Consider the following 12,254-nt stretch of genomic DNA (forward strand, 5'->3'; position numbering starts at 1 on the left):
ACGGATCGAGCCGCCGCCGCGATCTCGGCTTCGGCCGCGTCGCGCGTCGGCGGCTCGATCCGTCGTCCGCGCCGGGCGGTGAGGTTCGGCAGGGCCGCGAGCGCGGCCGCGGCGCCGCCGAAGCGGTTGATCAGCCCGCGAAAGGTGCGCGGGCCGACCCCTTCGGTGCGGATCAGGCGGAGCCAGTCGACCCGCTGTGCGTCGGTGAGCTGCACGGGCCCTCCCTCGGAATCAGTCTCAGCCCTTCTGACCGATCCGTCCCTCGGTGCCGTCGACGAGCCGGCGGATGTTGGGCGCGTGCTTCCACCATAGCAGCAGGCCGAGAACGAGGAAGAGCCCCGCGCGGCTCGGATCGTCCAACGCCCCCAGGATGATAGGGGTGGCGGCCGAGGCCGCGAGCGCCGCGAGCGACGAGTAGCGCAGGGTGAAGGCGAGGCCGAGCCAGATCGCGGCGAAGGCGAGCAGCGCCAGGGGGCTCAGCGCCAGCAGAACGCCGAGGAAGGTGGCGACACCCTTGCCGCCCTTGAATCCGAGCCAGACCGGGAAGAGATGCCCGAGGAAGGCGCCGAGCCCGGCCGCGAGCGCCGGCCACTCGCTGAACCCTTGGCCGATCCCTTGGCCGATCCGCTGCGCGATCAGCACCGCCGCGGTGCCCTTGAGCGCGTCGCCGAGCAGCGTCGCGGCCGCGAGCCCCTTGCGGCCGGTGCGAAGCACGTTGGTCGCGCCGATGTTGCCCGAGCCGATGGCCCGCACGTCGCCGAGGCCGGCCAGCCGCGTGAAGATCAGCCCGAAGGGAATCGAGCCCAGTGCGTAGCCGAGCGCCAGGCAGCCGAGGACGACCGGCCAGGCGATGTCCGACGGCGCGGTCATGCCGCCGCCGCGAGGTCGGGTGAGCGGTGGACGATCCGGCCGCCGACGAGCGTCAGCACCGCCGCGCCCTGCATCCTTGCCTCGTCGAAGGGCGAGTTCTTGGAGCGGGACTTCAATGTCCGCTTGTCGAGGACGTAGGGCACGTCGGGATCGATCAGCACGAGGTCGGCCGGGGTGCCGACGGCGAGACGCCCGGCCTCGCGGCCGAGGATCCGAGCCGGGTTCGCCGACAGGGCGGCGAGCAGGCGCGCGAGGGAGACGTCCCCCGCGCGCACGAGGCGAAGCGAGGCGCCGAGCAGGGTCTCGATCCCGAGCGCGCCGTCGGCGGCCTCGGCGAAGGGCAACCGCTTGGTCTCCACGTCCTGCGGGTTGTGGTCGGAGACGACCACGTCGATCACCCCCTCGTTCAGCGCCGCCGCCAGCGCCTGCCGGTCGGCCTCGCCGCGCAGGGGCGGCGAGAGCTTGCAGAAGGTGCGGTAGTGGCCGATGTCGCCCTCGTTCAGGACGAGGTTGTTGACCGAGGCGCCGCAGGTCACCGGCAGCCCGTCCGCCTTGGCCCGACGCACGATCTCGACTGAGTCGGCGCACGAGATCATCGCCGCGTGGTAGCGCGCGCCGGTGAGGCGGACGAGGCGGAGGTCGCGCTCCAGCATCATCGTCTCGGCCTCGCGCGGGATGCCCATCAGCCCGAGGCGGGAGGCCAGCTCGCCCTCGTTCATCACCCCCTCGCCGACGAGATCGGGCTCCTCGACGTGCTGCATCAGCAGGGCGCCGAAGTCGCGGGCGTAGGTCATCGCCCGGCGCATCACCTGAGCGTGCGTGACGGCTCTCAGCCCGTCGGTGAAGGCGACCGCGCCGGCTTCCTGGAGCAGGCCGAACTCGGTCATCTCCTGTCCCGCGAGTCCCTTGGTGATGGCTGCCGCCGGCAGGACGTTGACGCAGGCGGTGTCGCGTGCGCGCCGCAGCACGAAGTCGACGATCGCCGGCCCGTCGATCACCGGGTTGGTGTCCGGCATGCAGACCAGCGTCGTGACGCCTCCCGCCGCCGCCGCCGCGCTCGCGCTCGCCAGGGTCTCGCGGTGCTCGGCGCCGGGTTCCCCGACGAAGGCGCGCATGTCGATCAGGCCCGGCGCCAGCACGTGCCCGCCGCAATCGATCGCCTTCGCGCCCTCCGGGGTGCCGGGCGCGGCGCCCCAGGCGACGTCGGCGATGCGGCCGTCGCGGATCAGGACATGGCCCGGCCCTTCGCGGCCGGAGGCCGGGTCGAGGAGGGTGGCGTTGGCGAGGAGCAGCATCTGGGGGGGATCAAACCGCGATCTGATTGAGGACCATCTCGCGAACGAGATCACGCCGGGAAAGGCCGCGGCGCTCGGCAGCCGAATCGATCGCTCTGATCGCCGTCTCGTCGAGTCCGAGCTCGTCGAAGGGGGGACGGATGACGACGGCGGCGTGGCCGGCGGCAAGTGCCTGCGAGACGTCCACGTCCTGACGGAGGACCTCGATGGTCCGCGCAGGCGGCAAAGTCCGTCCGTCCTCCTCGATCAGCGCCATCCACTGCACAAGCGCCTCGGCCGCCTGGATCACGGTCGCGTCGGCCGTCTCGGCGGCGGCGATGCAGCCGGGCAGGTCGGGGAACCATACGCCCCAGAGGCTGGTCGGGTCCTTCTCGAGAATGCCGACATACGCCGTCACGATTCCTGCCTCCCCTTCGTCCAGCCGGCCGCCCGGGCGATGCTTCGCGCGGTCCCGGCCGGAAGGTCGCCGCGGCCGCGCGGCACCGCGACGGTCCCCGCCCGCTCGGGATGCGCGTAGATGTCGTGCGGTCCCTTGAACGGCCGCGTCATCCAACCCTCCCGTTCCAGGCGCCGCCGAATGGCCTGGATATCAAGGTCGAAGTCGCGCGGAGGCATGTCAAGCGTTCGGCAGGTGCGAGGCCAGCGCTTCCATCACCGCCATCCGCACGGCGACGCCCATCTCGACCTGCTCGCGGATCAGCGATTGCGCGCCGTCGGCGATGTCCGAGGCGATCTCGACGCCGCGGTTCATCGGGCCGGGATGCATCACCAGGGCGTCGGGGGCGGCGAGCGCGAGCTTGTCGGCGTCGAGGCCATAATAGCGGAAGTACTCCTTCACCGACGGCACGAAGGAGCCGTTCATGCGCTCGCGCTGCAGGCGCAGCATCATCACGATGTCGCAGCCGTCGAGGCCCTTACGCATGTCGGTGAACACCTCGACGCCGAAGCGCTCGATGCCGGCGGGCAGGAGCGAGGACGGCGCGATCACGCGGACGCGCGCGCCCATCGCCTGAAGCAGGATCAGGTTCGAGCGGGCGACGCGGCTGTGCAGCACGTCGCCGCAGATCGCGACGCGAAGCCCCTCGATCCGCCCCTTGTTGCGCCGGATGGTCAGCGCGTCGAGCAGCGCCTGGGTCGGGTGCTCGTGGGCGCCGTCGCCGGCGTTCACGACCGAGCAGTCCACCTTGCGGGCGAGCAGGTGCACGGCGCCGGCCGAATGGTGGCGCACCACGATGATGTCGGGGCGCATCGCGTTCAGGGTCGCCGCAGTGTCGATCAGCGTCTCGCCCTTCTTCACCGAGGAAGACGCCACCGACATGTTCATCACGTCGGCGCCGAGGCGCTTGCCGGCGAGCTCGAACGAGGATTGCGTCCGCGTCGAGGGCTCGAAGAACAGATTGATCTGGGTGCGGCCCCGCAGCGTCGAGAGCTTCTTCTCGACCTGGCGGGAGATCGCCACCGCGGCATCCGCCCGGTCGAGCAACCCCTCGATGTCGGGGCGCGACAGGCCCTCTATCCCGAGGAGATGCCGGTGGGGATAGTTCGGGTGCGTCGGCTGGCTCATCGCCTCGCGTGATAGGTCGCGGCCGATGCGACGGCAAGCGTGCGCCGCGATCCGGAGGCTGGCAACTTTCCGCGGCGGTTGTACGTAACCGGCTGGGACCACGCGGCGAATGGGTCGCGATTCCTCCAATCCTTTTCCTGCAATCAGGCGAACTCCCCTTGGCAGCTTCCACGGCGATTCCCTCCGGCGCCGCGTCGCCCCGCCGCGAGACGATCTACCGGCATCCGCTGGTGATCCGCCTCGCGCACTGGCTCAACGCCGCCTCCCTGCTGATCCTGCTGATGAGCGGGCTGCAAATCTTCAATGCGCACCCGGCCCTGTACTGGGGCGCGAAGTCGACCTTCGACACCCCGGCGCTCGCGATCACCAGCGACACCGACGCCAAGGGCAACGCCCGTGGCGTCGTCACGGTCGGCGGCTACACCTTCGACACCACCGGCGTGCTCGGCCTCTCCAAGGACCAGGGCCAGATGGCCGACCGGGCGTTCCCGTCGTGGAGCACGATCCCCTCGGGGCAGGACCTCGCCACCGCCCGGCGCTGGCACTTCCTGTTCGCCTGGGCGCTTGTGATCAACGGCGCGATCTACCTGTTCTACGGGCTGGTGTCGGGGCAGCTGCGCCGCCGGGTGATCCCGGACGGCGACCAGGTGCGCGACATCGGGGGCTCGGTGCGCGAGCACCTCACCCTGCACTTCCCCAAGGGCGAGGAGGCCAAGCGCTACAACGTGCTGCAGAAGCTGACCTACCTCGCCGTCATCGCGGGCCTGCTGCCGGCGATGGTGCTGGCCGGCCTTGCGATGTCGCCCGGCATGGACGCCGCCTGGCCCTGGCTCGTCGACGCGTTCGGCGGCCGGCAATCGGCCCGCACGGTCCACTTCATCGTGGCCAACCTCCTGGTGCTGTTCGTGATCGTGCACGTGGTGCTGGTGCTCGTCTCAGGGTTTTGGAACAACATGCGCGGCATGGTCACCGGCTGGTTCGCGATCGAGCAGGATGGAGCGACCCGCCGATGAGCACCCTCGACCGCCGCCGCTTCCTCACCACCGTCGCCGCGCTCGGTGGCACCGCGATGCTCGCCGGCTGCGACCGCTTCGCCGGCTCCGCCTACGGCCCGCGGACCCTGAAGGCAGGCGAGGACGCCAACCTGTTCGTACAGCGCCTGCTGCTCTCGAACGCCTCGCTCGCCAGGGAATTCCCCGAGTCCGAGATTTCGGCCGTGTTTAAGCCGAACGGGACGATCGACCCGCCGGACAAGGCCTACAAGGCGCTGGCGGCCTCGAATTTCTCCACCTTCAAGCTCGAGGTCGGCGGCCTGGTCGAGCGCCCGCAGAGCTTCAGCCTTGCGGAGCTGCGCGGGTTGCCCTCGCGGACGCAGACCACGCGACACGATTGCGTCGAGGGCTGGAGCTGCATCGGCAAGTGGGCCGGCGTGCCCCTGTCCGAGGTGCTGAACCGCGCCGGGTTGAAGCCGCAGGCGCGCTACGTCGTGTTCCACTGCGCCGACACGCTGGAATATGCCGGCGGCGGGTTGGAGGGCGGCAAGGACGGCACCAAGAACGGGGCCTTCTTACAACCAGAGAACCCGAGCGCGGTGCGCCACGTCCAGGTCGCTGCGGCGGGCAACGATGCCGACGCCTGGGGCGGCGCGCCGCCCGAGGAGCCGGAGGAGACGCGCACGCCGATCCGCTACTACGAGAGCATCGACCTCACCGACGCCTTCCATCCGCAGACGATCCTCGCCTACGACCTCAACGGGAAGCCGCTCCCGGTCTCGAACGGCGCCCCTCTGCGCCTGCGCCTGGAGCGCCAGCTCGGCTACAAGCAGGCCAAGTACGTGATGCGGATCGAGGTGGTCGATTCCCTCGCCAAGATCGGCGACGGACAGGGCGGCTATTGGGAAGACCGCGGCTACGAGTGGTACGCGGGGATCTGAGGCTCGCGCTTCCGAATCCTGGCGATTTGCCGCGCTCGACCAGGTGTTTGGTCGAGCGCGGGTCCCTCTCCCCATGGGAGAGGGACCCGCCGTAGCGTTTCCGGCGTCCTCACCCTCCGTCGGCGCGCCGCTGCGGCGAGACTGTACCGGCGCGTTCGCGCCACGCCTCGGACAGCCCCCATTTGACAACCCGCGGGGCATGAACCACTTCATGCCCGGCGCAGGTCCGGCCCGGCCGCGGCGCGAAACCCCACAATTGGTGCGTTCCTGCCGCTGCTCGGGCTTTGACGAGAGGCTGTTTCGTCCATGAAAGTCGTCGTCGTCGAGTCGCCGGCCAAAGCCAAGACCATCAACAAGTATCTTGGCCGGGACTATGAAGTCATCGCCTCGTTCGGGCACATCCGGGACCTTCCTGCCAAGGACGGCTCGGTCGACCCGGAGGCCGACTTCAACATGATCTGGGAGCTCGACGCCCGCGGATCGAAGCAGGTGTCCGAGATCGCCCGCGCCGTGAAGGGCGCCGACAAGCTGATCCTGGCGACCGACCCGGATCGCGAGGGCGAGGCGATCTCCTGGCACGTGCTGGAGGCGCTGAATGCCCGCAAGGTGCTGAAGGGCATCCCCGTCGAGCGCGTCACCTTCAACGCGATCACCAAGGCGTCGGTCGAGACGGCGATGCGCCAGCCACGCCAGATCGACCAGGCGCTGGTCGACGCCTACCTCGCCCGCCGGGCGCTCGACTACCTCGTCGGCTTCAACCTCTCGCCGGTGCTGTGGCGCAAGCTCCCCGGCGCCCGCTCGGCCGGCCGCGTGCAGTCGGTGGCGCTGCGGCTCGTCTGCGAGCGCGAGGTCGAGATCGAGCGCTTCAAGCCGCGCGAGTACTGGTCGCTGGTGGCGACGCTCTCGACCGCCGACGGCGGCGTGTTCGAGGCCCGGCTCGTCGGCGCCGACGGCAAGCGCATCCAGCGCCTCGACGTCGGCAACGGCGAGGGCGCGGCCGCGTTCAAGCGCGACCTCGAGCTCGCGACCTTCCAGGTGGCGAGCGTGGAGGCCAAGCCCGCCAAGCGCCACCCGCAGCCGCCTTTCACCACGTCGACCCTGCAGCAGGAAGCATCGCGAAAACTCGGGATGGCGCCGGCGCAGACCATGCGCGTCGCGCAGAAGCTCTACGAGGGCGTCGACATCGGCGGCGAGACCGTGGGCCTCATCACCTACATGCGGACCGACGGCGTCGACATGGCGCCCGAGGCCATCGCCGACGCGCGCCGCGTGATCGGTCGCGAGTTCGGCGACACGTACGTGCCGGGCGTGCCACGCAAGTACAGCGTCAAGGCCAAGAACGCGCAGGAGGCCCACGAGGCCGTGCGCCCGACCGAGATGGGCCGGCTCCCGAAGCAGGTCGCGCGCATGCTCGATCCCGAGCAGGCCAAGCTCTACGACCTGATCTGGACGCGCACCGTCGCGAGCCAGATGGAGTCGGCCGAACTGGAGCGCACGACCGTGGACGTGACGGCCAGCGTCGGCCCGCGCAAGATCGACCTGCGCGCCACCGGCCAGGTCGTGAAGTTCGACGGCTTCCTCACCCTCTACCAAGAGGGCAAGGACGACGAGGAGGACGAGGACGGCAAGCGCCTGCCGCCGATGAAGGCCGGCGAGGCGCTGAAGCGCGAGCGCATCGCCTCGACCCAGCACTTCACCGAGCCGCCGCCGCGCTTCTCCGAGGCGAGCCTGGTCAAGCGGATGGAAGAACTCGGCATCGGCCGGCCCTCGACCTACGCCGCCGTGCTTCAGACCCTGCGCGACCGCGAATACGTGAAGATCGAGAAGAAGCGCCTTCAGCCCGAGGACAAGGGCCGGCTGGTGACCGGCTTCTTGGAGAGCTTCTTCAAGCGCTACGTCGAGTACGACTTCACAGCCGACCTCGAAGGCCAGCTCGACCGGGTGTCGAACGCCGAGATCGACTGGCGCGACGTGCTGCGCGACTTCTGGCGCGACTTCTCGGCCGCCGTCGGCGGCACCAAGGAGCTGCGCGTCACCGAGGTGCTGGAAGCGCTGAACACGCTGCTCGGCGACCACATCTTTCCGCAGAAGGCGGACGGCTCGAACCCGCGCACGTGCCCGACCTGCGGCTCGGGCCAGCTCTCGCTGAAGCTCGGCAAGTTCGGCTCCTTCGTCGGCTGCTCGAACTATCCCGAGTGCAAGTTCACCCGCCAGCTCTCGGCCGCGGGCGTCGACGGCGAGGGCGACGGGTCTTCGCCGGACGGCAGCCCGCCCGGGACGCGGCTGCTCGGCAACGACCCGGTCTCGGGCCTGCCGGTCACGATCCGCGACGGCCGCTTCGGTCCGTTCGTCCAGCTCGGCGAGGCCTCCACCGAGAAGGATGCGGTCAAGCCCAAGCGCTCGTCGCTGCCGAAGGGCGTGACGCCCTCGATGGTCGACTTGGAGAAGGCGCTGCGTCTGCTGTCGCTGCCGCGCGAGGTCGCCAAGCACCCGGAGACCGGCGAGCCGATCCTGGCCAACCTCGGCCGGTTCGGGCCCTACGTGCAGCACGGCAAGACCTACGCGAACCTCGGCAAGGACGACGACGTGCTCGAGGTCGGCGCCAACCGGGCGATCGACCTGATCGTCGCCAAGGAACAGGGCGGCGGGCGCGGTCGCCCCTCCTCCGATCCCGGCCGTCCGATCGGCAAGGACGAGGCGACGGGGCGCGAGCTCGTGGTGAAGGCCGGCAAATACGGCGCCTACGTCACCGACGGCGAGGTCAACGCGACCCTGCCGAAGTCGACGGCCGCCGATGCGCTGACGCTCGCAGAGGGCATCGACCTGGTCAACGCCAAGCGCGCGGCCCCGAAGGCCGCGGCGGCCAAGACGTCCGCATCCAAGACGCCCGCTACGAAGCCGGCTGCGACGAAGAAGGCGAGCGGCTAGACCGTTCGCCGCCGGCTCGGTGATCCGGTCCAATCACGAAGCATCGTCTTCATGCGAGCCGGTGACCGCTTCGCGTGGTGACCGCTTCGCGTGAAGACGCTCGGACGTCTCAGATCAGATAGCTGATCGTCGCCGCAAGCGCCGTCGCGAAGGTCGCCAGGGCGATGGTGGTCGGGCCGACGAGCGTGAGGCGGGACGCGGACGCACCCTCCTGCTCGCAGCCGAAGGCCTGTCCGGCGGCGCGCTCCAGGCGAGCGAGGGTGAGGGTCCGGGCCTCGATCGAAGCGGTCGTCATCGGTGGCGTTCCCTGCCCTAAGCGCGGCGGAGCTTTTGCGGTATAATGCAGGATGGCCTCCCCAGTTCCGCGCGAAACTGCAACGTGAGGCGATCTTAACCAGAGCTGCGCATCACTCCGATGACGGTTGCATCGCAGCGTTTGGTGGCCGCGCGCCGCACATGCGAAGCTGCGCCAAGGAATCGCGGGCGGATCGCCTTTGATGTTTCCGTTTTGTTCCGATATCGTGAGCGGATGAAAGCCCATGCGAGACGTGACCCTAAACTTGGAGCCCGTCGCGTGAGCGACCCCGCTCGCGACCTGTTCGGACCGGGCGCCAAAGGCGCGGCCAAGGGCGCCGCCGACCTTCCGCCCGCATCCGACCGCCGGCGCAAGCCCGCGGCGCCGATGGCGGCGCTCGACCCGCTCGTCGGTTCTGAGGCCGGCTACACCGCGTCCGACATCGAGGTGCTGGAGGGGTTGGAGCCGGTGCGGCGCCGACCCGGCATGTATATCGGCGGCACCGACGAGCGGGCGCTGCACCACCTCTTCTCTGAGGTGATCGACAACTCGATGGACGAGGCGGTAGCGGGCCATGCCAGCTTCATCGAGGTCGAGCTCGAGGCGTCGGGCGCGCTCGTGGTCACCGACAACGGCCGCGGCATCCCGGTCGACCCGCACCCGAAGTTTCCGGGCAAGTCCGCGCTCGAAGTCATCATGACGACGCTGCATGCGGGCGGGAAGTTCGACTCCAAGGTCTACGAGACCAGCGGCGGTCTGCACGGCGTCGGCATCTCCGTCGTCAACGCGCTGTCCGACGTGCTGGAGGTCGAGGTCGCGCGCAACCAGACCCTCTACCGCCAGAGTTTTTCGCGCGGGCATGCCCAGGGTGGGCTTGAGACGGTCGGGCGGGTGCAGAACCGCCGTGGCACGCGCATCCGCTTCCATCCCGACGCGCAGATCTTCGGCTCGCTGGCATTCGACCCGCGCCGCCTGTTCAAGATGGCGCGCTCGAAAGCCTACCTGTTCGGAGGCGTCGAGATCCGCTGGCGCTGCGCGCCGTCCCTGATCGAGGGCACCGACGTGCCGGCCGAGGCGGTGCACCGCTTCCCCGGCGGCCTGCGCGACTACCTCGCCCGCGACATCGAGGGCAAGGAGCTCGTCACCGACGCGATCTTCTCCGGCAAGATCACCAAACCCGGCTCGCACGGCTCCCTCGAATGGGCCGTCGCCTGGATGGTGCACGACGACGGCGTCTCGGCTTCCTACTGCAACACCATTCCGACGCCGGAGGGCGGCACCCACGAATCGGGCCTGCGCGTCGCGCTTTTGCGGGCCTTGCGCGAGCATGCCGAGCGGGTGAACCAGGCCAAGCGCATGACGGCCGTCACCACCGACGACGTGATGGCCACCTGCGCCTCGATGCTGTCGGTGTTCATCCGCGAGCCCGAGTTCCAGGGCCAGACCAAGGACAAGCTCGCCACCGTCGAAGCGTCGCGCATCGTCGAGACGGCGATCCGCGACGCCTTCGACCATTGGCTCGCCGCCTCGCCGGCCCAGGCCAACAAGGTGCTCGACTGGGTGATCGACCGGGCCGAGGAGCGCTTGCGCCGGCGCCAGGAGAAGGAGGTCGCGCGCAAGACCGCGACGCGCAAGCTGCGGCTCCCCGGCAAGCTCGCCGACTGCTCGGCCGCCGGGACTGCGGGCTCCGAAATCTTCATCGTCGAGGGCGACTCGGCCGGCGGCTCGGCCAAGCAGGCGCGCGACCGGGCCACGCAGGCGATCCTCCCGCTGCGCGGCAAGATCCTGAACGTCGCCTCGGCGAGCCGCGACAAGCTCGGCGCCAACCAGCTGATCGGCGACCTGACACTGGCGTTGGGGTGCGGCACGGGCGGACAGTACCGTGGGGAGGACCTGCGCTACGACAAGGTGATCATCATGACGGACGCCGACGTCGACGGCGCCCACATCGCTTCGCTGCTGATCACCTTCTTCTACCGGCAGATGCCCAAGCTGATCGACAAGGGACACCTCTACCTCGCGATGCCGCCGCTCTACCGGCTGCAGCAGGGCACCAAGATGGCCTATGCCCGCGACGACGCCCACAAGGAGCAGCTGATCAAGTCGGTGTTCAAGGGCGGCAAGGTCGAGATCAGCCGGTTCAAGGGGCTGGGCGAGATGATGCCGGCGCAGCTGAAGGAAACCACGATGGACCCGAAGAAGCGCATCCTGCTGCGCGTCGCGGTTCTCGACGAAGCCCGCGAATCGACGGGCGACGCGGTCGAGCGCCTGATGGGCAACAAGCCCGAGGCGCGCTTCGCCTTCATCTCCGAGCGCGCCGTCTTCGCCGAGAAGACCGACCTCGACATCTGAGGCGACCCCATTGGCGGTGCGACCCGAAGCCCGGCCCTACGGCCGGGCTTTTTCGTGCGTAGCTCCGTGCGGGTAACGGGTCTGCAAAACGCGAGAAGCCCAGCCTTTCGGCCGGGCTTCTGCGTGTCGGGCCGAGGATCGGGACCGTCTGCCGCCCGGGTCGCGGGCCGCGTCCGGTCCCGAAGGTCCTAGTACGAGCCGAACTTGTAGTTCAGGCCGGCGCGCACGACAGCGAACTCGGTGCTGTTGTTGCGGTTCAGGCCGCTCTGCACGACGGTCACGCCCGGCGAGGTCAGGGTCACGGTGCCGGTCGAGTTGGTGGCGAAGGCGCCGTTGTTGCGGCCGTTCTGGTCGAGGTTCACGTACAGGCCTTCCACCTTCAGCGTCACGGCCGAGGAGCGGAAGAAGTTCAGGAACGAGTCGGTCGGCAGGGCGTACTCGACGCCGGCGCCGGCGGCCCAGCCGGTCTGGAAGTCGTTGCGGGACACGCCCGAACCGAAGTCACGGCCGCCGCCGCTGCCGTAGGCGAAGCCGCCGGTGCCGTACACGAGGGTGCGGTCGAAGGCGTAGCCGAGGCGACCGCGCACGGTGCCGAAGTAGTCGAGGCTGGAGATGCCCGACGGGTTGTAGATCAGGTTGCCCGGCAGGATGCCGCCGCCGACGACGCCGGGGGTGGCAGCAAAGCGGTTCCGGCCCTGACCGAAGTCGACGTACTGGGCGTCGGCCTCGACGCCGATCACGACGCCCGAGCCCGGGGTGAACTGGTAGTTGTAGCCGACCTGGCCACCGCCGGTGAAGCCGTCGTTGGCGCGGTTGCCGCCGAAGGCGAGCACGCCGCCGACGTTGCCGCCGGCCGGGCCGGCGAAGATCGCGTTGCCGGGCGAGACGCCGACGACGGTGGCGCCGCGGCGCTCGCTGGCATCGAAGCCGTAGCCGGCGTTGATACCGAAGTAGGCGCCGGTCCAGGTGAACACCGGAACGGGCGTGAACACCGGCGGCGGTGCGCGACGGGGAAGG

The 12,254-nt window shown here is 69.7% G+C and carries 11 protein-coding genes and 1 pseudogene; 4 read left to right on the forward strand and 8 right to left on the reverse strand.

All coding sequences use genetic code 11. The annotated features are described in order from the left end of the window. The 6 genes and pseudogenes from FV222_RS07725 to FV222_RS07750 form a co-directional block, all read right to left on the reverse strand. Positions 1-215 (reverse strand): annotated as a pseudogene (locus FV222_RS07725) (DNA-protecting protein DprA); the annotation flags it as partial. Between the two features lie 22 nt (positions 216-237). Beyond that, positions 238-870, reverse strand: a complete 633-nt coding sequence (gene plsY, locus FV222_RS07730; RefSeq protein WP_147762025.1) for a glycerol-3-phosphate 1-O-acyltransferase PlsY — start codon at positions 868-870, stop codon at positions 238-240. Further along, a complete protein-coding gene (locus FV222_RS07735; protein ID WP_147762026.1) occupies positions 867-2,165 on the reverse strand; it encodes a dihydroorotase in 1,299 nt (432 codons plus the stop codon). The genes plsY and FV222_RS07735 overlap by 4 nt, the downstream gene beginning before the upstream one ends. A gap of 10 nt (positions 2,166-2,175) precedes the next feature. Next, the gene (locus tag FV222_RS07740) at positions 2,176-2,562 is read right to left on the reverse strand and encodes a type II toxin-antitoxin system HicB family antitoxin (protein WP_187273701.1); all 387 of its coding nucleotides are present in this window, start codon (positions 2,560-2,562) and stop codon (positions 2,176-2,178) included. After that, the gene (locus FV222_RS07745; protein ID WP_147751181.1) at positions 2,559-2,780 is read right to left on the reverse strand and encodes a type II toxin-antitoxin system HicA family toxin; all 222 of its coding nucleotides are present in this window, start codon (positions 2,778-2,780) and stop codon (positions 2,559-2,561) included. Before FV222_RS07745 ends, FV222_RS07740 begins: the two co-directional genes overlap by 4 nt. Position 2,781: 1 nt before the next feature. Then, positions 2,782-3,729, reverse strand: coding sequence for an aspartate carbamoyltransferase catalytic subunit (locus FV222_RS07750; protein ID WP_147751180.1), 948 nt, complete (start codon positions 3,727-3,729; stop codon positions 2,782-2,784). A 158-nt stretch (positions 3,730-3,887) separates the two neighbouring features. Here FV222_RS07750 and FV222_RS07755 point away from each other — a divergent pair, with 158 nt between their 5' ends. The 3 genes from FV222_RS07755 (at position 3,888) to topA (ending at position 8,590) form a co-directional block, all read left to right on the forward strand. Continuing rightward, positions 3,888-4,742 carry a cytochrome b/b6 domain-containing protein gene (locus tag FV222_RS07755; protein WP_246685370.1) on the forward strand — a complete coding sequence of 285 codons (855 nt, stop codon included), beginning with the start codon at positions 3,888-3,890 and terminating at the stop codon, positions 4,740-4,742. Further along, a complete protein-coding gene (locus tag FV222_RS07760) occupies positions 4,739-5,662 on the forward strand; it encodes a molybdopterin-binding protein (RefSeq protein WP_147813741.1) in 924 nt (307 codons plus the stop codon). Before FV222_RS07755 ends, FV222_RS07760 begins: the two co-directional genes overlap by 4 nt. A 306-nt stretch (positions 5,663-5,968) precedes the next feature. Next, positions 5,969-8,590, forward strand: coding sequence for a type I DNA topoisomerase (gene topA / locus FV222_RS07765; RefSeq protein ID WP_147813744.1), 2,622 nt, complete (start codon positions 5,969-5,971; stop codon positions 8,588-8,590). Positions 8,591-8,699: 109 nt separating this feature from the next. Here topA and FV222_RS07770 read toward each other — a convergent pair whose 3' ends face one another. Continuing rightward, positions 8,700-8,885 carry a hypothetical protein gene (locus tag FV222_RS07770; protein ID WP_147751177.1) on the reverse strand — a complete coding sequence of 62 codons (186 nt, stop codon included), beginning with the start codon at positions 8,883-8,885 and terminating at the stop codon, positions 8,700-8,702. A 279-nt stretch (positions 8,886-9,164) separates the two neighbouring features. Between FV222_RS07770 and parE the strand changes: the two genes are divergently transcribed. Next, positions 9,165-11,237 carry a DNA topoisomerase IV subunit B gene (gene parE / locus FV222_RS07775; RefSeq protein ID WP_147762030.1) on the forward strand — a complete coding sequence of 691 codons (2,073 nt, stop codon included), beginning with the start codon at positions 9,165-9,167 and terminating at the stop codon, positions 11,235-11,237. A gap of 188 nt (positions 11,238-11,425) precedes the next feature. Here the strand turns inward: parE and FV222_RS07780 are convergent. After that, positions 11,426-12,254 (reverse strand): outer membrane beta-barrel protein (locus tag FV222_RS07780; RefSeq protein WP_147813746.1); only part of this gene is annotated, 829 nt, incomplete at its 5' end.

This window comes from Methylobacterium sp. WL103 (genome assembly GCF_008039885.1).
In the GTDB taxonomy this organism is placed as follows: domain Bacteria; phylum Pseudomonadota; class Alphaproteobacteria; order Rhizobiales; family Beijerinckiaceae; genus Methylobacterium; species Methylobacterium cerastii.

Bases quoted from the DNA above. Each gene is read 5' to 3' on its own strand.
- plsY (WP_147762025.1), bottom strand. From the start codon at position 870: ATGACCGCGCCGTCGGACATCGCCTGGCCGGTCGTCCTCGGCTGCCTG.
- FV222_RS07735 (WP_147762026.1), bottom strand. From the start codon at position 2,165: ATGCTGCTCCTCGCCAACGCCACCCTCCTCGACCCGGCCTCCGGCCGC.
- FV222_RS07745 (WP_147751181.1), bottom strand. From the start codon at position 2,780: ATGCCTCCGCGCGACTTCGACCTTGATATCCAGGCCATTCGGCGGCGC.
- FV222_RS07750 (WP_147751180.1), bottom strand. From the start codon at position 3,729: ATGAGCCAGCCGACGCACCCGAACTATCCCCACCGGCATCTCCTCGGG.
- FV222_RS07760 (WP_147813741.1), top strand. From the start codon at position 4,739: ATGAGCACCCTCGACCGCCGCCGCTTCCTCACCACCGTCGCCGCGCTC.
- topA (WP_147813744.1), top strand. From the start codon at position 5,969: ATGAAAGTCGTCGTCGTCGAGTCGCCGGCCAAAGCCAAGACCATCAAC.
- FV222_RS07770 (WP_147751177.1), bottom strand. From the start codon at position 8,885: ATGACGACCGCTTCGATCGAGGCCCGGACCCTCACCCTCGCTCGCCTG.